The organism is Desulfovibrio piger ATCC 29098, assembly GCF_000156375.1.
GTDB classification, from domain to species: Bacteria; Desulfobacterota; Desulfovibrionia; order Desulfovibrionales; family Desulfovibrionaceae; genus Desulfovibrio; species Desulfovibrio piger.
Genome location: NZ_DS996355.1, coordinates 171,400 through 195,457 on the forward strand (window position 1 = coordinate 171,400; position 24,058 = coordinate 195,457).

Here is a 24,058-nt window from a genome sequence, read left to right on the forward strand (position 1 = left end):
CTTGAAAATAAAGAATAAAAAAATCAGGTTTCCGCAAAACAGAAAAAGAGGCGAAAAAATGCTTGCCAGACGGGCAGGGATGGCGTAAACATTTCTTTGTTGTGCCGAAGTGGTGGAATTGGTAGACACGCTAGGTTCAGGGTCTAGTTCTGGCAACGGAGTGGGAGTTCGACTCTCCCCTTCGGCACCAAGAGAAAGCAAAGGCTGGTAGCAATACCAGCCTTTTTCGTTATGCGCTTTGTCCTGCACGCGGCAGACGCAAAACAACTATCCGCTGTCACCCGGGTGGCTGTGTGGCTCAGAGGGCATCACAGGCTTTTCCCGGGGCTCCGTGCCAGCCGGTCGTACTGCTATGAGCGTGGCAGGTCGGTGATGATGTGACCTGCCGGCACGCGCAGCAGGCAAACGATAAGATAACAAAGCTACCATAAAAAACTCTCCTCATTTGAGGAGAGTTTTTTTGTTTCCGGATCAGCCCTGTTTATTCCGCTGCCCGCAATCTGCTGGTGATGTCGTCGAACTCCTGCCGCAACCGGGCATCATACAACAATGAGAGATCGGGCGGCTGGAAGGCGAAAATGCGGGAAAAGTCCGCTTCCGACGTATGCATCATCCCCAGCAGATCGCTGCTGGTCTTGACGGTCCGGTAGGTATTGACGGCCACTTTGAAGGACTTTTCCGCCCGCTGCAGCAGCTGTTGCAAATGCTTTTTCTGGCGAGACAGGTACTGGTTGTAGAGGTCCACGGCATCCAGGGTCCTCTGGTTGGCGGCGATATTCACTTCCAGGATCTTTCGGTCCGTCTCCTCCGCTCCTGAAAGCAGGCTGCGGGCATGTTCCTGCAGCTGGGAGGCTTCTTTCCTGATCTTCCCCAGACGGCCGAGGTAGCGGCTGTCGATCTGTTGCAAGGCCTGTTGCAGGGCATAGACGTAGACCTTGTTGCACATCATGTAGATGCCCGTATAGGTCTGGAGCAGCTCCACGGAGGCGTCCGGGGCCGCCAGCTGGCTTTCTATACTGCGCTGGATGGCGCTGATGTTCTCGGCCACGGCCATGATGCTGGCGGTATCCTTGCCGTCGGCCGCGCTCAGCATGGTTTCCAGCTGCTCACGGCTGACAGGCAGGCCGCGGGCGGAGATCTCGGCAAAGATGCGCTCTTTGTCCGCCTCCAGACCGTGCTCCAGGTCTGCGATCTCCTTGCGCAATCCGGCGATATCTTCCTGCAGGCTGCTGCGCGTGGCCTTGAGCGGGTTCCAGTGCGAGGAGGGAGCGGAGACCAGTTCCTGCTGCAAGGCCGCTATTTTGTGGCGCTTTGCCGCGATCTCGTCCCGGGTGGCATCCCGGCTGGCGATGAGGTCCAGGGCCTGGGAATCCGCAAGGATGGCGAAGCATTCGGAGACGATGCGCTGGAATTTGGGATCACGGAACGTCAGGGCCTCGGCCCAGCTGCGTTCGGAGGGGTCCTCTCCCGAGGCGATGATATCCACCCCGTCGTGCAGCAGCGGGACGGCATCGTCCCAGATATCGACGAAGGTCCGGGCGGCGAAGACAGGCTGGGCATGGAGCAGGATTGTCAGCAACAGGAGCAGGGCCGGGCGCATGCGCTCTCCTTTGAAAAAAGTGACGATACGGGGAAAGGGTAGCAGGCGGAGGAAATGGCTTCAAGGGGCAGGGGTATGCCCGGGCCGGCAGGTGCGGGCTTCGTGACCTTGCCCGCATGAGCTGGAGACCGGTCAGGACGCCCGGCCGCAGATGAAAAAATGGCTGTTGCCCAGCGTGGCGTACGGCGGGCGATCCTTGCCTGTCGCAGAGGTCGGATAGTGGTGCGGACCGCGGCGCCATGAAAAAGGCCCCCAGGTAGGGGGCCTTCATGGATGACGTTGCGGTCTTGGCCTAGTGGGTGGCCAGCACGGCGCCTTCGTACTTGGTCTTCATGAATTCCTTGATTTTGTCGCTGCACAGGGCCTTGTACAGGGCCTGCAGTTCGGGACGCTTTTCATCGCCGGTGCGGATGGCCAGGATGTTGGCGTAGGTGGTGGCAGCGGCGGAGTCGGCGGCTTCCACGGCCAGGGCATCGGCCACCTTCAGGCCGCCGAGGATGGCGTAGTTACCGTTGATGATGGCGATGTCCACGTCAGGCAGGGCGCGCACCAGCTGGGCGGCTTCGATCTCTTCGATGCGGAGCTTTTTGGGGTTTTCCTTGATGTCGCGCACGGTGGCGGTCAGGCCCACACCGTCCTTGAGGGTGATGAGGCCCTGGTCCTGCATGAGCAGGAGAGCGCGGCCTTCGTTGGTGGCATCGTTGGGCACGGCCACGATGGCACCCTTCTTGAGGTCCTTCAGGCTCTTGCACTTGCCGGCGTAGATGCCGAAGGGCTCATAGTGCACGCCGCCCATGGAGGACAGCTTGGTGCCTTTCTGGGCGTTGAAATCGTCCAGATAGGGCTTGTGCTGGAAGTAGTTGGCGTCCAGATCCTTGCTGTCCAGGGCCACGTTGGGCTGCACGTAGTCGGAATATTCGATGATCTCCAGATTGATGCCTTCAGCCTTGAGCATGTCTTTGGCAGCATTCAGGATCTCGGCGTGCGGCGTGGGAGAGGCGCCCACCTTCACGGTGGTGGCGGCCTGGGCATGGCAGACCAGAGTACCGGCGGCCAGCATGGCGGCCAGCGTCAGCAGAAGTTTTTTCATGGGAAAAACCTCGGGGAAAGGGTGATAGAAAAAGCGGATCAAGACCCGCGTTTGTCGCTGCGTCGGGTGGCCCAGTTGCCGAAGCTCTGGAAGATCTGCACGATGATGATGAGCAGGATCACCGTGGCGATCATGATATCGGTCTGGTAGCGGTTGTAGCCGTACATGATGGCCAGCTTGCCCAGACCGCCGCCGCCGACGGCGCCGGACATGGCGGAGTAGCCCAGGATGGTGATGGCCGCCACGGCACTGCCGTTGATGAGCGAGGGCATGGCCTCGGGCAACAGGACCTTGGTGATGATCTGCCAGGTGGACGCGCCCATGCTCTGGGCGGCTTCCACCACACCGTTATCCACTTCCAGCAGGGAAGACTCGATGAGCCGGGCCACGAAGGGCGCCGCGGCGATGACCAGCGGCACGACCGTGGCGTTGTTGCCGATGGTGGTCCCCACGATGTAGCGGGTGAAGGGGATGACGGCGATCATCAGGATAAGGAAGGGGAAGGACCGGGTCAGGTTCACCACCACGTCCAGCACGCTGTAGACCACGGGATTGGGACGGATACCGTCTTTGCGGCAGATGACCAGGATGACGGCCATGACGATGCCGAAGACATAGGAAAAAAACGTGGAGACGACGGTCATGTACAGGGTGTCCACCACCCCTTCCATGAGCATTTCCACAGTGGCCTGATCAAACATGCTTCATTTCCTCCAGCAGGATGTTCCTGGATTTGGCAAATTCCAGGATGCTCCGGCGCGATTCCGGGCATTCGGGCAGCTGCAACACCATCTGGCCAAAGGCGATACCGCCGATGTCGCGGGTATCGGCATACATGATGTTCACGGGGCAGTGGCATTCCAGAACCATATTGGCGATGACGGGCTCGAAGGAGGAGCGGCCGTTGAATATCAGGCGATAAAGGTTTTCCTGGGGCAGGTTCTGCAGGGCCTCGGGCATGACCAGGCGGCGTGCGGCCTCGGTGCGGGGATGGAAGAAGACTTCTTCCACTTCGCCGTGCTCCACGATCTTGCCGCGATTGATGATGGCCACATGGCTGCAGATCTTTTCGATGACGCTCATCTCGTGGGTGATGATGACCGCCGTGATGCCGAGATCCCTGTTGATGTCCTTGATGAGGGTCAGGATGGAATCCGTGGTGGCCGGGTCAAGAGCGGACGTGGCTTCGTCGCAGAGCAGTACCTGCGGGTTGGTGGCCAGGGCGCGAGCGATGGCCACGCGCTGCTTCTGACCGCCGGAGAGCTGAGAAGGATAGGAATCCATGCGGTTGGCAAGGCCCACCAGATCCAGCAGTTCCTCGGCACGCTTGCGGGCCTGGACCTTGTCCATGCCGATGAGCTCCAGCGGGAAACAGACGTTCTGGCGTGCCGTGCGCTGCATGAGCAGGTTGAACTGCTGGAAGATCATGCCCATGGAACGCCGGGCGGCGCGCAGTTCGCTCTCCGATAGGCGGCACATGTCCTTGCCTTCAAAAAAGATGGAGCCGCCCGTGGGACGTTCCAGCATGTTGATGCAGCGGACGAGCGTACTCTTGCCGGCACCGCTCTTACCGATGACACCAAAGATGTCCCCTTTGTTGATGGCAAGATTGATGCCCTGCAGGGCAAAAACATCCGTATTTTTGCTGCGGTAGCGTTTTTCCAGATTGACGATATCGATGATCGGCGCGTCGGCCATAGTGCCTCCCCTTTGATTCCCCTGTCGGGGGTATACGAGGTTAGCATATCTTCCCCCGCTCGCAAAGAAAAAAGATATTGAAAAATGTGCTGCGCAGGGCTTCGGGCAATGGGGAGGGAAAAGACAGGAGCAGACGGAAGAGCCCATCCGGTGGACAGGGCCGGCCCGGAAAAGCATGCGGGGGAAAGAGCGGGGCATGAGGGCAAAGCAGGGGGAAAGGGATCCCCCCGCTTTGCAGAAAGCGCTAGCGCTGGCGGATATAGTCTTCCAGACGACGCATGGCCTCGGCCAGGTTGTCGATGGAGTTGGCGTAGGAAAGGCGCAGGAAACCTTCGGTCTGGCTGCCGAAGTCGATACCGGGGGTGATGCCGATATGGGCTTTTTCCAGCAGGTCGAAGGCCAGTTCCATGGAGCTGTTGCCCAGATGGCGGGCATTGATCAGCATATAGAACGCGCCCATGGGCTCCACGGGGATGTTGAAGCCCAGGCGCTTCAGCTCGCCCAGCAGGAAGCGGCGGCGTTCATCATAGGTGGCATGCATGCGGGCCACATCTTCATCCGCGCAGGTCAGGGCCGCGATACCGGCCTTTTGCACCGCGGAATTGGTGGACAGGAAAAAGTTCTGCATCAGGGCCTGCATGGGACGCACGAGGTCGCGGGGCACGATGAGGTAGCCCAGGCGCCAGCCTGTCATGGCATAGGCCTTGGAGAAGCCGCCGATGACCACGGCATTGTCCGTGTACTCCAGGATGGAGTGCTCTTCCGCATCCCCGTAGGTCAGGCCGTGATAGATCTCGTCGGAAACGATCATGGGGCCCAGCCCGGCCAGGGCGCGCATGCGTTCCGGTTCCAGCACGATGCCCGTGGGGTTGCAGGGAGAGTTGATGAGCACGGCCCGGGTGCGCGGCGTGATCTGTTTGGCCACGTCCTCGGGGCGGAACTGGAACCCCTCTTCCTCATGGGTCAGCGTCCAGACAGGCACCCCGCCCGCATAGCGCACGAAGTTGGGATAGCAGGCATAGCCGGGATTGGAGAGGATCACTTCGTCGCCCGGATCGAGCAGGGCGGAGAAAAGGACCATCATGGCCGGGGAAGAACCGGGGAAGATCAGCACCTGGTCGGGATGCAGGCTGACACCATAGCGCCGCTTGTAATAGGCGCACAGGTGCTCGCGCAGCTCCACGTCACCCAGGGAGTGGGTGTAGTGGGTCTGACCTTCGTCCAGGGCCTTGAAGGCAGCCTGACGGATGCACTCGGGCGTATCGAAATCGGGTTCGCCCAGTTCCAGGTGGATGATGGAAGCACCCTCTCGTTCGAGCTTCTGGGCGCGTTCCAGCACTTCCATGGCCAGAAACGGCGTGATGCCGCGTACTCTCTCGGCTATCATCGTATATCCTTTGTTCTTCCTGCCACCGGGGCAGGCTGGTTCCGCGCCTTGTGCGGCCGGTATCCGTGCCGCTGGGGCGCCGCAGGGCAGACAGGGGCCCTGCCGTATGTCATCCGGGCCTCATATCAGGAGGGGCGGCAAAAAGGAAGAGGGCCCGTTTATTCCATCCAGAGAGGATCGTTCTCGGGATAGATCATGCGCCTGGTCATGCCGCCGTCTACCGGCAGGTTGGCCCCGTTGATGAAGCCGTTTTCCTCACGGGCCAGGAACAGGCAGGCGTTGCAGACATCTTCCGGTTTTCCCACACGTCCGGAGGGGTGCTGGCTGTGATCGCAGGGGGGCAGGCTGTCGTAATCGTCCACCTGTATCCAGCCCGGGCTGATGGCGTTGACGGTGATGCCCGTGCCGTGCAGCGACACGCACAGGCTGGCGGTCAGGGAGACCAGTCCGCCCTTGGAGGCGCCGTAGGCTTCCCAGCCGCATTCGTTCTGCTGGTAGCGCGTGGAGGCGATGTTGATGATGCGTCCGTAGCCTGTCCCCCGGCAAAGGCGGACGAACTCCCGGCAGCAGAGGAAGGCGCCGCGCAGGTTCGTGCCCAGGACGTCATCGAATTCCTTTGCCTCCAGCAGGGGGAAAGGCTTCCGGAAGCGGCTGATGGCCCCGTTGTTGATGAGGACGCGCGGAGTGCCGAGGGTTTGGGATACCGTGCGGAAAACGGTGGTGATGGCGGCTTCGTCGCGCAGGTCACAGGGAAAGAAATGGATGTCCGGATGGGGGCTGTCCATGGGCCGGATGTCCAGAGAGGCGACCACATAGCCCTCGCGGGCAAATCCTGCGCACAGGTGGCGTCCTATACCGGCGGCACCGCCGGTGATGATGGCAACGGGCATAGTTCCTCCAAAAAAGTGTTGCGGCCGGGGATGTTCATGCCACCAATAGCCGAGGCCCCGTCAGCCTGCAAGGTCACAGGGCAGAGGAGAAAAACAAAAAGGCCCCCGGTCCGCGGAGGACCGGGGGCCGGCAGATCGTCGGGAATACCTAGCCGGTGATCTCCAGGGCATTGAAGAAGTAGGCCATTTCGTAGGCAGCGGTCTCCGGAGCGTCAGAGCCGTGCACGGAGTTGGCTTCGATGCTTTCGGCGTACTTTTTACGGATGGTCCCTTCCGCCGCATTGGCGGGATTGGTGGCGCCCATCAGTTCCCGATAGCGGGAGATGGCCTTGTCGCCTTCCAGGATGGCGCAAACCACAGGGCCGGAACTCATGTATTCCGTCAGGCTGGCAAAGAAAGGCCGCTCCTTGTGCACGGCATAAAAGCCTTCGGCCTGCTGGCGGGTCATGCGGATCTGCTTCATGGCCACCACACGCAGGCCGGCAGCCTGGATCATGGCAAGGATCTCGCCCTGCAGGTTACGGGCAACGGCATCGGGTTTGATGATGCAAAAAGTACGTTCCATGGAAACTCCTGTGGATAAATGAGAAAAAGCGGCAATCCTTATTGCATAAAATATTTCATAAGACAAGGAATTTTCTGATGTCCCAAATCCGGGCAATGGCCGAGCGGACATAAAAAAAGCCATCCCTTGTGGGATGGCTTCGTGATCTTACTGGGCGTTGAGGCGTCCGGTGATGTTGTCCTTGATCCACTTGGGATCTATCCACTCCAGCGGGGTGACTTCCACGCCACCGACCAGCATGCCGAAGTGCAGGTGGTCGCCGAAGGCCAGACCGGTGCTGCCGGTCTTGGCGATGATGGCACCTTTCTGGACCACATCGCCCACTTTGACGTGGATCTCGCTCAGATGGGAGTAGAGGGACATGAGGCCCAGGCCGTGGTCGATGACGATGAGGTTGCCGTAGATGCCGAGCTCACCGGTGAAGACCACACGACCGTTGTTGGCTGCGGGGACTTCGGCATTGCGGACCGAGGCCAGGTCAAAGCCCAGGTGGTAGGATTCGCCCACCTGCTTGCCCTGATAGGTGAAGTAGCGGTGGTCGCCAAACCCGGCACGGGCCGCGGAGCGGGGCAGGCGCTGGAACGTCCCGTCCCAGAGCATGGCCGCTGCGGTATCCTTGCGCAGGGCGCGCAGCGTCTCGACGTTGGCCGCGCGGACCTGGTTGTTGATATAAAGGTAGCCTTCCAGCTGGTTGGCGGCGTTGGGGGCCAGGTAGCCCAGCTTGCTGTTGACGCTGGCCAGGAAGTTGTCCGAGATGCTGATGGTATCGCTCTTGAAGTTGCGCTCATAGGCCAGCAGGCCCAGACGGCTGCGGGTCACGTTGCCGGCCATGTCCGTGGCGGTCAGTTCCACGGCATTTTTGTATTCCACGGCGGTCATGGTGTAGGGGAAGGGGAAGAAGCAGATGTAGCTGCCGTCCTTTTGCAGGAAGCCGGGGACGAAATACCCCGCCACCAGCACACCGCTCTGGGTGACTTCCTCGTCGATGGTATAGCGGATGGCGGCGGCACCACCGCGGCGCACGCTGGGCGGAAGGGTCTTGACGGAGATGCGCGGCGGCTGGGTATCCAGACGCATGGCCAGCACTTCCGTCCGGGTATTGCCCTGGCCGAATCCCGCCAGGGAGGCGTCCGTCGCCTTGATCTCCAGCTCGAAAGCGCCTTCACGCAGGCCGGCATTCTTCAGCGAGACCTCGACGGTGCGCTGGGGCAGGTACTCTTCGAAATGCCGCTGGAAAATGGGGGTGACCACATTGTTGCGGCGCACGCCCACAGAGATGGAGCGGATGTTCGAAGGGTCCGCCAGCGTTATCTGCAGGGGCGTGTGGGGAGAGACGCGCCCGGTATCGGGCGCGATGGCGATGGACGGGCCGTCCATATCCTTGAAAAAGATGTACCCACAGGCAATCAGCGCGATCAGGATGAGCAGGCTCAGGATAGTGGAAAAGAAATTTTTTTTGCGCATGGAGACTCCTTTCTCATACAAGCGGGAGTGTTGCACGTTTCAGGGGAGTTTTCAAGGAATAGCCCTGCATCGACGGTATTTGACTTGGGGGGGAAAATTTGTTCTTTCTTCGCCATACGCAAAGGACAAAACGAGCATGATGGCAAGAGGTACCGCGATAGATCCCAGACGCCTGCGTCTGCGCATGGTTCGGGAGCTGGCCGCCAGGGGCATAACGGACGGACGCGTCCTCGATGCCATGTCGCGTGTCCCCCGGCATCTTTTCGTGCCCGAAGGGCTGCGCTCGCGGGCCTATGAGGACTGCCCGCTGCCCATCGGCTACGGCCAGACCATATCCCAGCCGTCCACGGTGGCCCTCATGTCCCAGATGCTGGAGACTTCGCCCGGCATGCGCGTGCTGGAGGTCGGTACAGGTTCCGGCTACCAGGCGGCGGTGCTGGCCGCCATGGGTTGCACGGTCTATACCGTGGAGCGCCTCAAAGAGCTGTACCAATCGGCCCGGACCCTCTTGCAGCAGCTCGATCTTCGCGCTATTCACATGCAACGAAGCGATGGAACGCTGGGCATGCCTGCCGCCGCCCCGTTCGACCGCATCATCGTCACTGCCGGAGGTCCCCAGATCCCCCGCCCCCTGCTGGAACAGCTTGCCGTGGACGGCATCATGCTGATCCCGGTGGGGGCACGGCCCCGCACGCAACGTCTGATGCGCATCATGCGCCGTCAGGGGCGGCTTTGCAGCGAGGACCTGGGGCCTGCCGTCTTCGTGGATCTGGTGGGCGACCATGGTTGGTAAGCCCGCCTGTTGTCATACCCTGTAAAGGAGATATCATGTCTTCCTGTTCTTCCTGTTCCTCTGCGTCGGGCTGCTCTTCCAAGGGCAATCCCGGCGGCGCCGGTTGCATGGAATCGGCCATGGCCCGGCAAGACCAGATCATTGCCGACCGCCTGGCCCACATCCGGCACAAGATCTTTGTCATGAGCGGCAAGGGTGGCGTGGGTAAAAGCTCCGTTACCGTCAATACCGCCGCGGCCCTGGCCCATCGCGGCTTCAAGGTCGGCATCCTGGACGTGGACATGCACGGCCCCAGCGTGCCCAACCTGCTGGGTCTGAAGGCCACCATCGAAATGAATGAGAAAAACGAACTCATCCCTGCCATGTACAATGAGAACCTGGCAGTCATTTCCATGGATTCCTTCCTGCAGGATCGTGACCAGGCCATCCTGTGGCGCGGCCCCAAAAAGACGGCCGCCATCCGCCAGTTCCTTTCCGACGTGGCCTGGGGCCCGCTGGACTTCCTGCTCATCGACTCCCCTCCAGGAACCGGTGACGAACATATGACCATCCTTAAGACCATCACCGATGCCCAGAGCGTCACGGTGACCACGCCGCAGGAGATCTCCTTGGCCGACGTGCGCAAGGCCGTCAACTTCCTGCAGGTCGCCGAAGGCAAGGTCCTGGGCGTGGTGGAAAACATGAGCGGCCTGGTCTGCCCCCACTGCCATCAGGAGATCGACCTGTTCAAGAAGGGCGGCGGTGAAGAGCTTGCCAAGCACTACGGTATCCCCTTCCTGGGTGCCATCCCGCTGGATCCGGCCACCGTGGTGGCCGCCGACAGGGGCGTGCCCGTGGTCTATCTTGAACAGGATTGCCCTGCCAAGCAGGCCTTCCTGCATCTGGCTGACGCCATCGCCCAGGCTGCCGACAGCGGCGCCGCGAAGCTGGTCAGCAAGAGCTAGGTGCTCTTTGGGGGGTGGCTCGTCCACCCCCTTAGGATACCTGCGCGTTTTTTCCTTTTCTCGTGGGCGCGTTTGTGATACCCGTTTCCATGTAGTCCTGTTTCCCGGTCGGTGAGAATATGTTCAATCTTGCGAATAAACTGACGCTGTTGCGCATGCTGCTGGTCCCGCTCGTCATCGTGCTGCTGTATTTCCAGGGTCCGGTGACCTGTGTGCTGGCCGCGCTGGCATTCATTGCCGCCTCCATCACGGACTGGGCCGACGGCTACGTGGCCCGGCGCAACAATATGGTCACCAGCATGGGCAAGTTCCTTGATCCTCTGGCGGACAAGGTCCTCATCTGTTCCGTACTCATCATGTTCTGCACTCTCGGCTGGGCTGAAGCGTGGGTCGTCATCCTGATCGTCTGCCGTGAACTGGTGGTCACGGGGCTGCGCGCCATCGCCATCGATGAAGGGATCGTCCTGGCTGCCGACAGGTACGGGAAGCTCAAGACCGTCCTGCAGATCGCGGCCATCATCCCCATGCTGCTGCACTATCCCTACTGGGGCGTGCGCCTGTGGCCCATCGGGGAGGTCATCCTTTATCTGGCGCTCATCATGTCCGTAGTGTCCTGTGTGAACTACTGTTACGGTTTCTACCGCAAGATCGCTGCAAAAAACGCTGCCGAATAAGATGAGTACCCTGCAGTTACGGCTGAAAAACTGCATCCAGACCATCCTCGAGCTGGAGCCACAGATCGGTGCTGACCTCTCCGATCGCTATTTTGTTGAAGAATTCATGGCACTACGGCGTTTTTTGGACAGTGTCGAGCAGATGCGTCTTGGAGAGGATGACGTAGAGCGCCTGGAGTCCGCCACAGCGACTTTTCTGGAAGAGCTGGGCCTCTCCCGGCGTACCTGGCAGAAACAACGACGGGTCTTGCAATAAGATGGTAGCTTGGCGGGTCATAGTTCTGGTAGCTGTGTGGGGGATCAACCTCATCATTTTCTGTCACATGATCTGGGGATCTGAGGGCCTCATCGCCTACCGGGAACTCAAGCAGAAACATGCGGCCATCGAGGCCGAAATCGCCAGCATCGACGCGGAGAACCGCTCGTTGAGCCGGGACATCCGTTTGCTCCAGACGGATGAGCGCTATGTCGAAAAAATGATACGCCAGCGACTGCACTACGTTCACGAGAACGAAGTGCTGTACCTTTTTGGTGATTCCTCCGAAAATCGGGAGAGCGGGGCAGCCACGCATGATGGACAAAATTGAATGGTACAGGGAAGTGCTGGAGCTGGAACCCAGCTCCAAGCTGTTTTTTCCCCTGGCTCGCCTGCTGGTGGAGGACGGACAGCCCGAAGCCGCTCTGGAGACCCTGCGTCGGGGCCTGGAGCGTCATCCCGAATTTCTTGAAGCACGGCTTTTTTATATCGAACAGCTTTACCACCATGGGCAGCCCGAAGCCTGCGTGGCGGAGGTGACGGAGCTGGGGCAGCTTTTTGCCTCCTATCCCGGCTTCTGGCAGGCCTGGGCGGCCAGCATGCTCGGCAGCGGCTGCGGGGACGTGGCGACGGCCCTGCGTTTTCTGGCGGCCAGCTTCGCAAGCCGTCCGCTGAACCTGAACGAAGTTTTTGAGCGGGGCCTGCGTTCCTTCATGCAGGAGGCCCAGAGCAGCGATCTGCCGCGCGGCAAGGCCCTGGCCGACCTGGCCGTCATGGGGCCCGAGGCTGCGGATGCGCGGGAACATGATGCCATGGCCGTTCCGGTCATGCCTTCCGGTGCCGGGATGACGGTGGAAGACGCGCATGTCCCCTTTGTTGCAGCGCAGGGCCGGCGGGAACATCCGCTGCCGCAACCGGCCCCGGACAGGCCCCTTTCCCTCCGGACCCGGTCCATGGCGGAAGTCCTGGCCGAGCAGGGGGATCTCCAGGGAGCTTTGGATATTTATACCGAGCTGGCAGCTGCCGCCGCCGGCTCTCCCGAACAGGAAGTCCTGCAGCAGCGTATCGCCATGCTGCGCACTCAGCTTGAGGGCGCTGCTGCGGAGGATCTCGTTCCGCCTTCGCCGGATATGGCCGCAGGCAAGGACAAACTCATCAGTATGCTGGAAGCCCTGGCCGAACGCGTGGAAGCCAGGGCCCAGAGTTAAGAAGCAGGAGTGCGTGGTGTCCCATTTGTTTAGGCGTTGTTGTGTACTGCTTGCCTCCGCCGCCATGGTGGCGGGCTGCAGTTCCTACCAGCCCACCAAGAATGTCTGGAAGGGTACAAAGGATGTCTGGTATACCTATGTCAGCCCTCCTGCATCTGTGGATTATGGTGAAAAAGGAGATCTTTCCCCGCGTGCGCTGGCGCTCACCAATTGCATGATGGGGCTGGACGTGGAGCTGGGCCGTTTTGAACGGACCATGCTCAACGCGGACAAACCGCCGACGCGCCAGTGGCTGGACAGCCTTTTTGCCGCCCATCCCTGGCTGGACGGTTTTGCCGGCGTCAAATATGACGGGACCCTGCTGGGGCAGGAGCCTGCCAATCCGCTGAAGCAGCTGGATTTCATCCCGCTGCTGTATGAGGACAAGAAACAGGGCAGCCGTGCCCTGCGTGCCGATGTGCAGCAGACCCCCATGGGGCCGGAAGTCATGCTGGCGGCCCCCCTGTACGATGGTGTGGATTTCCTCGGCATCGTCGTGGCCTATTTCGACATGCGCAATCTGGTGCAGTATTCCGGCAATCCCCAGGACATGGTCATCCTCAGCCCCCAGGCGCTGCTCTGGCCCGGCAAGTATGACTATGCGGCGACCCCGCTCGCTTCGGTGAACTGGGAAGAAACCGTTACCAAAAGCTCTTCCGGCACCTGCACCAATGCCATGGGGAGCTTCTACTACATGGTTCGTTATCTGGGCAATCTGCCGCTGGTCTTTGCCGTGCCGGAATCCGGCACCTTCCCGCAGGGGAACGGCAGTGTGGACCAGGGCCTGAAGTTCTTCCCCAAGGAGAGGGAAAAGCTGCCGCCGCCGCCCATGCCCGAGCGCAAGAAGGACGACGCCAAGACGACGCCCGCCTTCGGTGCTTCCGAGGATGCCGTCGACAGCTATGGTGACGCCGGCGGCATGCCGCCGCAGGATGTGGCTCCGGGCGCCAACATCGTCCAGCCGCCGCAGGAAAGCGCCCCGGCTCCTTCCCGTGTGCGTGAACGGCCGCTGGCCGGCGAGAACGTGAAGCCGCGTCCGCGCAGACGGCTCGTCATCCCCGATGAGGCGCTCACGGTGCCCGAATTGCCCGAAGAGACCGCACCTGCACCGCAGGTACGCATGCCCAGCCCCTTCGGTCCTCGGGGCGGCGCCAAGCCGGTGACCGGGCAGGGTGGAGCGGATGCGGCGGCCCCGGCGGCTCCGGCCGAGTCCGCTGCCGAGACGGCTCCCGCAGCGGAAACGTCTGCTCCCGCGGCACCGGCTGCTGCCCAGCCCGCAGCTGCTCCGGCTCCTGCCGCTCCGGCAGAGACGGCAGCGCCCGCGGCGGAACCCGCTGCCGAGCCTGCGGAAACCCCGGCAGCCGAAGATCCTTCGGAGCCCAGGCGTCCGGCCCTGCTGCCTGGCGGGCGTCCCAGTCCCTTCGGTCCCAGGTAGTCATTGACAGCAATCACGCAGTGTGCGCCGCTTCGGCGGCGCACACGCTTTCATATCCAGTGTAAGGAGGCTTTCCATGGCCGACATTACCGTTACCGAACACCTTCTGCTGCATCAAAAACGCTCTCCCCAGGCAACCGGCCAGTTCACCGGTCTTTTGTATGACCTGATCCTGTCGGGCAAGACCATCTCCCGGCGGATCAACAAAGCCGGCCTGCTGGATATCCTCGGCGGCACGGGCGAAGTGAACGTCCAGGGCGAGAACGTGCAGAAGATGGACAGCATCGCCAACCGTATCCTTCTTTACCGTATGGAACGCTGTGGTGCCCTGTGCGCCATGGGTTCCGAGGAAGAGCCGGAACTGGTGCGCGTGGGCCCGGAATTCCCCCGTGGCGATTACATCCTGATTTTCGACCCTCTTGATGGCTCGTCCAACATCGATGTCAACATCAATGTGGGCACCATCTTCTCCATCCTGCGCCGTCCTGCGGGCAGCACCGGCGAAGTCTCCCTGGATGAGGTCCTGCAGCCCGGCATCCAGCAGGTGGCCGCAGGCTATATCCTGTACGGCCCGTCCACCATGCTGGTGTTCAGTACCGGACAGGGTGTGCATGGCTTCACGCTGGACCCCGGCGTCGGGGAATTCCTGCTTTCCCATCCTGACATGCGCATCCCCGAACAGGGGCACATCTATTCCGTCAATGAAGGCAACCGGAACAACTGGGATGCGCCCGCGCGTGAGGCCGTCGAGTGGTTCCATACCTGCAAGAGTCCGGAAGGCAAGGATTATTCCGCCCGTTATGTGGGATCTCTGGTGGCTGACTTCCACCGTACGCTGCTGTACGGCGGCATCTATCTGTATCCGCCGGACAAGAACAAGCCCAACGGCAAATTGCGCATGATGTGCGAAGCCGCTCCTCTGGCGTTCCTGGCCGAACAGGCCGGGGGCAAGGCCAGCGACGGTCGCCGCCGCATCCTTGAGCGCCGCCCCGAGACCCTGCACGCCCGTACGCCCCTGTACATCGGTTCGGCCCGCGACGTGGAGGCTGTGGAAGCCATCTACGCCAAATATCCGGCCTAGTCCGAGTGGGAGAGAGCCTTGCTGTGCCTCGGCATTGAAAGTTCCTGTGATGAGACCGCACTGGCTGTGGTCTGGGATGGTGTCCTGCTGGATGCCGTCCTGGCCAGCCAGGCGGATATCCATGCCCTGTTCGGCGGTGTCGTCCCTGAACTGGCGTCCCGCGAGCATTATCGCTATCTGGGGACGCTGTTCGACCAGCTCATGCAGCGCCTCGACCTGCGGCCGTCCGACCTGGATGTGGTGGCGGTCTCCCGGGGGCCCGGCCTGCTGGGCAGCCTGCTGGTAGGCGTTGCCTTTGCCAAGGCGCTGGCGCTGGGCTGCGGGGCCCGCTTCCTGGGCGTCAACCACCTGCATGCGCATCTGCTGGCCGCAGGGCTGGAGAACGAGCTGCGCTTTCCCGCGCTGGGGCTGCTGGTCTCCGGCGGGCATACGCATATCTATCGCATGGAATCGCCTTCCCGCTGCATCGTCCTGGGCAAGACGCTGGATGACGCGGCAGGCGAGGCCTTTGACAAGGTCGGGAAGATCTTGGGCCTGGCCTATCCCGGCGGCAAGCTGATGGACGCCCTGGCCCGGCAGGGCAGGGCGGATGCCCGTCTGTTCCCGCGTCCGTATCTGGACAATGACAATCTGGATTTCAGCTTCAGCGGTTTGAAGACCGCCGTGACCAGCTATGTGTACCAGGTGCTGCCGGATCAGCCCTGGCCGCATCCGCTGCAGGATACGGCGGATGCCCCCCAGGCTCTGAAAGACTGCTGCGCTTCCTTCAACCTGGCTGTGGTGGAGACCATCGCCACCAAGGTGGAGCGGGCGCTTGCCGCCAATCCCGATCTGGATCTGCTGATCATGGCCGGAGGTGTTGCCGCCAACAGCCTGCTGCGCGAACGCATGGCACAGCTGATGGAAAAACGGGGGGGCCGCACCATCATGCCCGGCCGGGCCCTGTGTACGGACAATGCCGCCATGGTGGCCTATGCGTCCTGGCTCATCGCCAGAGAAGGCTGGCAGCACGATCTGCGCATGGAGACCATCCCCCGGGGCAAGGCGATCCCGGACGATATGGTTTTCCGGGAACTCTAGACATTTGTCATCGTTTTTGTGTCACCGTCTTGACAGTGGCGGGTGAGGCAACTAATCTTTTGGCAGCCGTGGCAGCTCGTCTGCGATGGCGGGATCCGTCCGTCTGTGACGGGAATTTGCTTATTCTTTAAGGAGAGACACTATGGCCGAACAGATTTCTGATGCCACTTTCGATAGCGTTGTCCTGAATTCCGATATCCCTGTGCTGCTGGACTTCTGGGCCCCCTGGTGCGGCCCCTGCCGTGCTGTGGGCCCCATCATCGACGAGCTGGCCGCCGAGTACGAAGGCAAGGTCCGCATCGTCAAGATGAACGTTGACGAAAACCCGGCGACGCCCACCAAATTCGGTATCCGCGCCATCCCGACCCTGATGCTGTTCAAGAATGGCCAGGCCATCGACCAGGTGACCGGTGCCGTCAACAAGGACGCCATCGTCAACATCCTGCAGACCAAGGCCCTGGCATGAGCACCTTCGATGCTGCAGTCATAGGCAGTGGCCCTGCCGGGGTGACGGCGGCGCTGTATCTCGTCCGTTCCGGCTGCTCCGTCATCCTTTTTGAGAAGATGGCAGCCGGAGGACAGATCCTGCAGACCGAAGCCCTGGAGAACTATCCCGGTTATCCCAAAGGGATCAAGGGCTACGAGCTGGCGGATCTGTTTGCCGCGCATCTGGAAGGCCTGCCGGTGACGCACAGCCGGGACGCTGTGGAAAGCGTCAGCGGCGAGGCCGGCAACTTTGTCGTGCAGGCCGGCGGCAAGGAACACAGCTGCCGGACGGTCATCGTGTGTTCCGGCGCCCATCATCGCGAGCTGGGGCTTGCCGATGAAAAGCGCCTGCAGGGACGCGGTGTTTCCTATTGCGCCCTCTGTGACGGCAACTTTTTCCGCAACGCGCCTGTCGCTGTCGTCGGCGGCGGCAATGCTGCGCTGGAAGAATCCCTTTATCTGGCCAAGCTGGCTTCCAAAGTCTATCTGATCCATCGCCGTGACGAGTTCCGTGGTGCGAAGATCTATCAGGACAAGCTGGAAGCCATGTCGGACAAGGTGGAGCTGGTGCGCAGCAGCGTCGTGACCGCCCTCCATGGAGAAAACGCCCTGACCTCCCTGAGCGTCAGGGATCTGAAGACGGACGAGATCCGTCAGATCCCCGTCGAAGGGCTGTTCATCTACGTTGGTTTCGAGCCGGTAACGGCGTACCTGCCCGCCGCGCTGGAACGTGATGCCCAGGGCTTTATTGTGACGGATACGGAAATGCGGACCAGCATCCCCGGCATTTTTGCCGCGGGCGACGTGCGTTCGAAGCTGTGCCGTCAGGTCATAACTGCCGCCGGTGACGGTGCAACTGCTGCGCAGGCAGCTTTCGTCTTCCTGGAACAGCTCCATGTTTAAAAACTATCTTCGCTCTCTGACCCTGGCTTTGGCCATCTTTTCGCTGTCTGGCTGCGGCATCATCGATATGATCTACCTGCCTCCGGCCGAGGATACAGCGCAGGAGATATTTGAAGCCGGCAATGATGCCATGAGCGAAAAGAACTATGTGCGCGCGGTCGAACTGTACAACAAGCTGCGGGATACCTATCCCTTCAGCCCGTATACGGTCGATGCGGAGCTGGCCCTGGCCGATGCCTATTACCTCGATGAGGAATATGTGCTGGCTGCGGAAACATACAAGGATTTCGAGTCGCTGCACCCGCGGCATGAGGCGACCCCCTACGTTATCTACCAGACGGGCATGTCTCTCATGAAGCAGTTCCGGTCCATCGACCGGGCGACGACGATCCTGCAGGAAGCCCACGAATACTTCGCACGGCTGCGGCAGGTCTATCCCGACTCTCCCTATGCCAAGGATGCCGAGGAAAAGATGCATACCTGCCGTCGTCTGATGGCCGAGCATGAACTTTATATCGCCGACGTGTTTTGGCATATGGAAAAATACGGCCCTGCCTGGCGACGCTACGAGTATGTGAGCGAGACCTTCCCGGATGTTCCCGAAGTGGCCTCGCATGCCAAGGAGAAATCCCTGGCGGCGTACCACAACTACAAGGAAGAGCAAGGCCGCCTGACCCGCGAAAAGCGGCAGGGCAGCTGGCGAAACTGGTTCACCTGGCTGTAAGAACAAAAAAGCCCCGTTCGGGGCTTTTTTGTTCTGTATGGAAAATGACTTCCACTCCCGCTTTCCGGGATGTCCGGTACTGAAAGGAACCGGTACGATTATGCCGCAGAGGATTCCGGTCTGGCTTGGGGACGCTCTGCCGCATGAAGACAAGGATGGAATACGATGAACGAGGAACACAGTCAGGCCAAGAACAGGGCGGCCTTGGTCTCCCTGCTGGCAGCCTGCCTGCTTACGGCCATCAAGCTGGTCGTAGGTGTCTATACCAACAGCCTGGGGATCCTTTCCGAGGCATTGCACAGCGGGCTTGACCTGCTGGCGGCGGCCATGACCCTTTATGCCGTCCGGCTTTCCTCCCGTCCGGCGGATGCCCGGCATCCTTATGGGCATGGCAAAGTCGAGAATCTGTCGGCACTGGGTGAGACCGTGCTGCTGTTCGTTATCTGTATCTGGGTCGTTTATGAGGGGGCAGGCCGTCTCCTGTCAGGGGATACTCCGGTGGCCCCTTCCATCTGGGGCATCATCGTGATGGGCATCTCCATCGTGATCGACGTGAACCGGGTGCGGGTGCTGAAAAAAGTCGCCAAAGAGACGCGGAGCCAGGCGCTGGAAGCCGATGCCCTGCATTTTTCGACGGACATCCTTTCTTCCGCTGTCGTCCTCGTAGGGGTGGCGGCAGTCTGGCTGGCGGCCAAGCTGCAATTGCCTGAGCCGGTGCACAAGGTCCTGGTGCAGGCGGATACCGTTGCCGCCCTGCTGGTGGCCCTGATCATTTTTCGGGCCAGTCTGCATATGGCCCGGGAAGCCATCAACATGCTCATGGACAGCGGTTCCACGGAAGAGCAGCAGGCCATCTGCGAAGCAGTGAGGCATTTGCCGGGCGTCCAGGACGTACAGCGTGTGCGTTTGCGTTCCAGCGGCCCGCATTATTTTGTGGATCTGACCGTGGGGGTCGATCCCGCCATACGGGTCAGTGAAGGGCACAAGATCGCCCATGATGCCGAACTGGCCGTGGATGGCATCCTGCCCGGAGCGGATGTCACGGTCCACGTGGAGCCCGTGCGCTCCGGCCAGAAGGAAGACCCCTTTGCGGTGGTGCAGCACGTGGCCTCCATCCAGGGGCTGGCCATCCATGATGTCCAGATCCTGCGCAGCGGAGCGGGGACGCTTGTGGAAGTCCATGTGGAGGTCCCGGGGCAGGAAGCGTTCTGCGAGGCCCACAAACGGGTCCGTACTTTTGAGGAGGCGCTGCATGCGGCCCTGCCGCAGGCCGGGATCGTCACCCACATGGATCCTGAGGAGAGGGGAGACGTCCAGGAAGAAGCCACTCCCGCCCAAACAGCCGTGGCCGAACTGGCCTGGAAGGAAGTGGAGCAGGCCGTTGGTCGTGAGCCCCTGCTGTGCTGCGCCCACGGCTACCACGCCTACACCTTGCCGGTATACGGCCTGTGCATCTCCTTCCATTGCTGCGTCCGGCATGACCTGAGCGTAGAGGAAGCTCATCAGTTGACGGTGCGCCTGGAAAAAGAGCTGCGCGAACGTCTGCCGTTGCTGGGACGCATACTCATCCATCTGGAGCCCCCTAGGACGGAAGCAGCCCCGCTGGGCAAGTAATGAGCGAAAGAAAAGAGGCAGGAAGATGTAGGGACATTTTCCTGCCTCTTTTTATCAAAGATATTTTGCCGTCCCGTCTGAAAAAGTATCTTTCAGGGGCAGCGTCTTTTGAAGGACTATGGGCCGGGATAACGGATCCCTGTGAGCGGGAGCCGGGGCCAGCCCCCGATGCGGATCTAAGCTTTTTCCTCCGTGGCAGCTGTCGTCCGGGCAAGGGCTTCGGCCAGGGAGGCCGTCACAGGCTGGGCGGCTTCTTCCTCAAGGATGACCGGCGCACAGCCCGAGGCTTCGATAAGGCGCTGCCACAGGGCATCCATACCCATGCGTTTGCTGGAAGAGGTGATGACCGGTTTGACGCCGACGATCTCGCCCCATTCCGCCTGGCGTGCAGCACGTTCCCGCTGGTTGCACTTGTCGGCCTTGGTGAGGATGGGCAGCAAGGGGAGCCCGCAGGAACGGGCAAAGCCGGCCAGGTCCAGATCCAGCTTTTGGGGGGGCAGGCGGCTGTCCAGAAGCAGGGCCAGAGCCCTCAGGTTCTTGCAGGTGGAAAGATATTTTTCCAGCAGGGTCGCCCAGCTGCGGCGCTCGCTGTGGCTGGCCCGGGCATAGCCGTAGCCCGGCAGGTCCACCAGGAAGAAGTTGTGGGGCTGCACCCGATAAAAATTGATGGAGCGCGTCTTGCCTGGCGTGGCGCTGACCTTGGCCAGCTTTTTGCGCACGGCCAGGGCATTGATGAGCGAGGACTTGCCCACGTTGGAACGGCCGGCCAGGGCCACCTGGGCTTCGGGGACATCCAAGAGTTGCTGGAGGGTGTAGACGGTGCTTTCTAGGGTAAGCGTCGGCATGGTGTGGACCTCAGGCACAGCTTGACAGTAAGGGGTATTTTCACAATAATCCGCAATTCACTAAGCGTATACTAGCCGTAGCGCGTTTTTTTTGCAAATGGCCGAACAAAGGCCACGCGCACGGCAGCAGGAGGAAGAATGTATTCGACGACTGATTTTCGCAAGGGCCTCAAGATCGAGGTGGAAGGCATCCCCTACGAAATTGTTGACTTCCAGCACTTCAAGCCCGGCAAGGGCGGTGCCATGGTCCGCACCAAGCTGCGCAACATTCTGACGGGACGCATCCAGGACATCACCTTCCGCTCCGGCGAAAAGGTGGGCAAGCCCGACATGGAGACCCGCGACATGCAGTTCCTGTATCGTCAGGACGACGAGCTGATCTTCATGGATATGACCACCTACGAACAGCTCCAGGTGTCCACCTCCACCACCGGTGGCAAGGAAGGCTTCCTCAAGGACGGTCAGGAATGCCGCGTGCTGCTGTACAAGGGCAATCCTCTGGATATCGACATCCCCCTGAGCCTGGTGCTCGAAGTGGTGGAGACCGAACCCGGCGCCAAGGGCGACACCGTGAGCAACGTGACCAAGCCCGCCAAGCTGGAGACCGGTATCGTGGTGCAGGTGCCCATCTTCGTGAACGAAGGTGACCGCATCAAGGTCGATACCCGTACCAAGGAATACCTGGGCCGCGAATAGGCCTTTTTGCAAGATACGCGAGGGTAGACATACGGACGCACGCAAGTTCAGCCGCGAACTTTTTGGGCTTTTCCTGCTTTTCTGGGCACTGTTGATGTTGCTCAGTGTGGTGACTTTCAGCGCCAATGACCCCAGCCTCAACCATGTGGTCAGCAAACAGGCCGAAGTCAGCAACCAGGCGGGACTTTTTGGTGCCTATACTGCCGGCTTCCTCAATGATGTTTTTGGCATAGGCGCCTATATCTGGCCTCTGGTCTTCGGAGCCCTGGGCGCGTCCTGTGTCTCCCCCGCGTATACCATCAGCTGGTGGCGCTGGTGCGGCCTTTTTTTGCTGACTATCTGCCTGCTGGTCGTGGGGGCCGCATGGGATCTGTCCCTTGGTGATATCGCCGGTGGCGGGATGATCGGCGGCACCCTCCATTCCAATTCCAGCTACTACCTGAGCCCCGGGGGCTCGGGGCTGGTCTGGTTCTTCATTTTTCTGGTCGGCGTGCAACTGACCTTCAATTTTTCCTGGGTCTCTGTGGGGGCGCTGTGCGTGGCCCGCATCCGGGAACGCATCCTGCAGAAAAAACAGGATGAAGAGCACAAGCCCGAGATCGTCACCCACGGTCAGGAGCTTGCCTCCCTTCCTTTCCATAAGCGCATCCTCGCCGGGCTGAAGCAGAAAAAGCCGGGCAAGGGATCCGATTTCTGGCGGGCCCTGCGCGACAAGCTGGGCAATATCCGTCCGGCCAAGGATCCCATGCCGGAAATCTATCCTGTGGAGCCCGATGAGGCTGTCCAGCCCGCCGCACCCGCCGTTCACGCCACGGAGCAGGCGCCTGTTGCCGCCCCTGTCTCCGGGCCTGATGACGATGATGACTTTTTTGCTCCGGCAGCTCCCCGTCCGGTCATCGTCGAGACGCCTTCCGTCATCCCGGCCGGGGAGGACGGCCCTGATGCCGGTGCGACTGCTGCGGAAGCGGAAGAGGCTCCGGCACAGGAAGGCCACAAGCAGACTGCCACGTCCGCCTCGATGGAAGCGGTTCCTGCAAAGCAGGATACTGTGGCCCCCAAGGCCGCAGCTGGGACTCCCGCAGCTCCTGCGGCGCCTGCTTCCCGGCCGACGACGCCTGCCGCACAGGAAAAGCGTCCTCGTGCTCCCATTCCTTTGCCCAGTCTCGATCTGTTGAGCCTGCCTTCCAAAGATGCCCCCCGCGTCCGCCGCGAGGATCTGGAAGCTCGCGGCAAAGCTTTGATGGAATGCCTGAAGGATTTCGATATCCAGAGCGAGCTTGTCCGCATCACGCCCGGGCCTGTGGTCACCATGTACGAGGTGCGCCCGGCCCCCGGTATCCGCGTCAACCGCATCGCCAATCTCAGCGATGATCTGGCCCTGGCCCTCAAGGCCATTGCCGTGCGCATCCAGGCCCCGATCCCCGGGTCCGATACCGTGGGTATCGAGATCCCCAATGATGACCGGGAGATCGTGAACTTCAGGGAGCTGGCCTCGTCGGAAGATTTCCGCAAGGGGTGCGGGCCCCTGACCATGATCCTGGGCAAGGACATCGCCGGTCGTCCCTTTATGGCGGACCTGACCAGGATGCCGCATCTGCTGGTGGCCGGTGCCACCGGTGCGGGCAAGAGCGTTTGCCTCAATGGTATCCTGCTCAGCCTGCTGTACCGCACGCAGCCTGAAGAGATGCGCCTGCTCCTGGTGGACCCCAAACGCATCGAAATGGCCATGTACGCCGATGAGCCCCACCTGATCCATCCTGTGGTGACGGAGATGAGCGAAGCCAAGAACGCTCTTGACTGGGCCGTGCATGAAATGGATCAGCGTTATGAGGCCATGGCCCGCATGGGCGTACGCAACGTGGCCTCTTACAACCAGCGCCTGGCCAGCTACAACGGTCAGCTCCCGCCGGATCTGGCGGATCTGGAGCCCTTGCCCTATCTGGTCATCGTCATCGACGAGCTGGCCGACCTGATGATGACGGCCGCCCGCGAAGTGGAGACCAGCATCGTGCGTCTGGCCCAGCTGGCCCGTGCCGCCGGCATCCATATGATCCTGGCCACCCAGCGTCCCAGCGTGGATGTGGTGACCGGCCTGATCAAGGCCAACTTCCCCTGCCGCATCTCGTTCCAGGTCACGTCGCGGCATGATTCGCGTACCATCCTGGACCAGGCTGGCGCCGAGCATCTTCTGGGCCGCGGCGATATGCTGTTCAAACCCAGCGGCGGTCGCTTGCAGCGTTTGCACGGCCCCTTCCTGAGCGATGAGGAAGTGCAGAACGTCGTCGGCTACTGGAAGCACCACCTTGTGCCCAGCTATAAGGTCAGCTTTGCGGACTGGAACGCTGACGGTGCCGTTGGTGGCAATGGTGGCGGCAGCGGAGCGGGGGACGTGGCTTCGGACCCCCTGTATGCCGAGGTCCAGGCTTTTGTGACCGAACAGGGCAGGGTGTCCATTTCCCTGATCCAGCGGCGCTTCAAGATCGGCTTCAACAGGGCCGCCAATATGGTGGAACAGCTGGAAGCCGACGGTATCATTGGCCCTGCCGACGGCAGCAAGCCGCGAGCCGTGGTCAAATAGGAGGTAAC

Annotated in this window: 24 protein-coding genes and 1 tRNA gene; 16 read left to right on the forward strand and 9 right to left on the reverse strand. The window is 61.2% G+C overall.

Annotation, left to right across the window (positions count from 1 at the left end; all coding sequences use genetic code 11):
• Positions 1-103 precede the first annotated feature (103 nt).
• Positions 104-190 (forward strand) — tRNA-Leu (locus DESPIG_RS04090).
• Positions 191-481: 291 nt separating this feature from the next.
• Here DESPIG_RS04090 and DESPIG_RS04095 read toward each other — a convergent pair.
• The 8 genes from DESPIG_RS04095 to DESPIG_RS04130 all read right to left on the reverse strand — a co-directional run bounded on the left by DESPIG_RS04095 (position 482) and on the right by DESPIG_RS04130 (position 8,694).
• The gene (locus DESPIG_RS04095) at positions 482-1,600 is read right to left on the reverse strand and encodes a coiled-coil domain-containing protein (protein WP_006005354.1); all 1,119 of its coding nucleotides are present in this window, start codon (positions 1,598-1,600) and stop codon (positions 482-484) included.
• A 292-nt stretch (positions 1,601-1,892) separates the two neighbouring features.
• On the reverse strand, positions 1,893-2,690 hold the full coding sequence (locus DESPIG_RS04100; protein WP_006005355.1) for a MetQ/NlpA family ABC transporter substrate-binding protein: 798 nt from the start codon (positions 2,688-2,690) through the stop codon (positions 1,893-1,895).
• Between the two features lie 38 nt (positions 2,691-2,728).
• Positions 2,729-3,391, reverse strand: a complete 663-nt coding sequence (locus DESPIG_RS04105) for a methionine ABC transporter permease (RefSeq protein WP_006005356.1) — start codon at positions 3,389-3,391, stop codon at positions 2,729-2,731.
• Positions 3,384-4,388, reverse strand: a complete 1,005-nt coding sequence (locus tag DESPIG_RS04110; protein ID WP_006005357.1) for a methionine ABC transporter ATP-binding protein — start codon at positions 4,386-4,388, stop codon at positions 3,384-3,386. Before DESPIG_RS04110 ends, DESPIG_RS04105 begins: the two co-directional genes overlap by 8 nt.
• Positions 4,389-4,632: 244 nt before the next feature.
• A complete protein-coding gene (locus DESPIG_RS04115; RefSeq protein WP_006005358.1) occupies positions 4,633-5,775 on the reverse strand; it encodes a pyridoxal phosphate-dependent aminotransferase in 1,143 nt (380 codons plus the stop codon).
• A gap of 158 nt (positions 5,776-5,933) precedes the next feature.
• A complete protein-coding gene (locus DESPIG_RS04120) occupies positions 5,934-6,665 on the reverse strand; it encodes an SDR family NAD(P)-dependent oxidoreductase (protein ID WP_006005359.1) in 732 nt (243 codons plus the stop codon).
• Between the two features lie 148 nt (positions 6,666-6,813).
• Positions 6,814-7,230, reverse strand: coding sequence for a nucleoside-diphosphate kinase (ndk, locus tag DESPIG_RS04125; RefSeq protein ID WP_006005360.1), 417 nt, complete (start codon positions 7,228-7,230; stop codon positions 6,814-6,816).
• 147 nt (positions 7,231-7,377) lie between these two features.
• Positions 7,378-8,694: a M23 family metallopeptidase gene (locus tag DESPIG_RS04130; protein ID WP_006005361.1), complete on the reverse strand. Its 1,317-nt coding sequence runs from the start codon at positions 8,692-8,694 to the stop codon at positions 7,378-7,380.
• Positions 8,695-8,830: 136 nt separating this feature from the next.
• Between DESPIG_RS04130 and DESPIG_RS04135 the strand changes: the two genes are divergently transcribed.
• The 13 genes from DESPIG_RS04135 to DESPIG_RS04195 all read left to right on the forward strand — a co-directional run bounded on the left by DESPIG_RS04135 (position 8,831) and on the right by DESPIG_RS04195 (position 19,931).
• Positions 8,831-9,487: a protein-L-isoaspartate(D-aspartate) O-methyltransferase gene (locus DESPIG_RS04135; protein ID WP_246118369.1), complete on the forward strand. Its 657-nt coding sequence runs from the start codon at positions 8,831-8,833 to the stop codon at positions 9,485-9,487.
• A 35-nt stretch (positions 9,488-9,522) separates the two neighbouring features.
• Positions 9,523-10,431 (forward strand): Mrp/NBP35 family ATP-binding protein, encoded by a 909-nt coding sequence (locus DESPIG_RS04140; protein ID WP_040369252.1) that lies wholly within the window; start codon positions 9,523-9,525, stop codon positions 10,429-10,431.
• A gap of 119 nt (positions 10,432-10,550) precedes the next feature.
• Positions 10,551-11,105 carry a CDP-diacylglycerol--glycerol-3-phosphate 3-phosphatidyltransferase gene (gene pgsA, locus DESPIG_RS04145; RefSeq protein ID WP_006005365.1) on the forward strand — a complete coding sequence of 185 codons (555 nt, stop codon included), beginning with the start codon at positions 10,551-10,553 and terminating at the stop codon, positions 11,103-11,105.
• A 1-nt stretch (position 11,106) separates the two neighbouring features.
• On the forward strand, positions 11,107-11,361 hold the full coding sequence (locus tag DESPIG_RS04150) for a hypothetical protein (RefSeq protein WP_006005367.1): 255 nt from the start codon (positions 11,107-11,109) through the stop codon (positions 11,359-11,361).
• 1 nt (position 11,362) lies between these two features.
• A complete protein-coding gene (locus DESPIG_RS04155) occupies positions 11,363-11,692 on the forward strand; it encodes an FtsB family cell division protein (RefSeq protein WP_006005369.1) in 330 nt (109 codons plus the stop codon).
• Positions 11,676-12,569, forward strand: a complete 894-nt coding sequence (locus DESPIG_RS04160; RefSeq protein ID WP_006005371.1) for a tetratricopeptide repeat protein — start codon at positions 11,676-11,678, stop codon at positions 12,567-12,569. Before DESPIG_RS04155 ends, DESPIG_RS04160 begins: the two co-directional genes overlap by 17 nt.
• A 16-nt stretch (positions 12,570-12,585) precedes the next feature.
• Positions 12,586-14,043 carry a hypothetical protein gene (locus DESPIG_RS04165; RefSeq protein ID WP_246118370.1) on the forward strand — a complete coding sequence of 486 codons (1,458 nt, stop codon included), beginning with the start codon at positions 12,586-12,588 and terminating at the stop codon, positions 14,041-14,043.
• A 76-nt stretch (positions 14,044-14,119) separates the two neighbouring features.
• Positions 14,120-15,124, forward strand: a complete 1,005-nt coding sequence (fbp, locus tag DESPIG_RS04170) for a class 1 fructose-bisphosphatase (protein ID WP_006005375.1) — start codon at positions 14,120-14,122, stop codon at positions 15,122-15,124.
• A gap of 18 nt (positions 15,125-15,142) precedes the next feature.
• Positions 15,143-16,204 carry a tRNA (adenosine(37)-N6)-threonylcarbamoyltransferase complex transferase subunit TsaD gene (tsaD, locus tag DESPIG_RS04175; RefSeq protein WP_006005377.1) on the forward strand — a complete coding sequence of 354 codons (1,062 nt, stop codon included), beginning with the start codon at positions 15,143-15,145 and terminating at the stop codon, positions 16,202-16,204.
• A gap of 142 nt (positions 16,205-16,346) precedes the next feature.
• Positions 16,347-16,670 carry a thioredoxin gene (trxA, locus tag DESPIG_RS04180; RefSeq protein WP_006005379.1) on the forward strand — a complete coding sequence of 108 codons (324 nt, stop codon included), beginning with the start codon at positions 16,347-16,349 and terminating at the stop codon, positions 16,668-16,670.
• The gene (trxB, locus tag DESPIG_RS04185; RefSeq protein WP_006005380.1) at positions 16,667-17,593 is read left to right on the forward strand and encodes a thioredoxin-disulfide reductase; all 927 of its coding nucleotides are present in this window, start codon (positions 16,667-16,669) and stop codon (positions 17,591-17,593) included. Before trxA ends, trxB begins: the two co-directional genes overlap by 4 nt.
• Entirely contained in the window at positions 17,586-18,317 is a 732-nt protein-coding gene (locus DESPIG_RS04190) for an outer membrane protein assembly factor BamD (protein WP_006005382.1), read from the forward strand. The genes trxB and DESPIG_RS04190 overlap by 8 nt, the downstream gene beginning before the upstream one ends.
• 165 nt (positions 18,318-18,482) lie before the next feature.
• Positions 18,483-19,931, forward strand: a complete 1,449-nt coding sequence (locus tag DESPIG_RS04195; RefSeq protein ID WP_006005386.1) for a cation diffusion facilitator family transporter — start codon at positions 18,483-18,485, stop codon at positions 19,929-19,931.
• Positions 19,932-20,107: 176 nt separating this feature from the next.
• Here DESPIG_RS04195 and yihA read toward each other — a convergent pair whose 3' ends face one another.
• Complete coding sequence (gene yihA / locus DESPIG_RS04200; protein WP_006005388.1) at positions 20,108-20,776, reverse strand: ribosome biogenesis GTP-binding protein YihA/YsxC; 669 nt, start codon at positions 20,774-20,776, stop codon at positions 20,108-20,110.
• Between the two features lie 138 nt (positions 20,777-20,914).
• Between yihA and efp the strand changes: the two genes are divergently transcribed.
• Positions 20,915-21,472 carry an elongation factor P gene (gene efp, locus DESPIG_RS04205; protein WP_006005390.1) on the forward strand — a complete coding sequence of 186 codons (558 nt, stop codon included), beginning with the start codon at positions 20,915-20,917 and terminating at the stop codon, positions 21,470-21,472.
• A gap of 94 nt (positions 21,473-21,566) precedes the next feature.
• The gene (locus DESPIG_RS04210) at positions 21,567-24,050 is read left to right on the forward strand and encodes a DNA translocase FtsK (RefSeq protein WP_006005392.1); all 2,484 of its coding nucleotides are present in this window, start codon (positions 21,567-21,569) and stop codon (positions 24,048-24,050) included.
• Positions 24,051-24,058 lie beyond the last annotated feature (8 nt).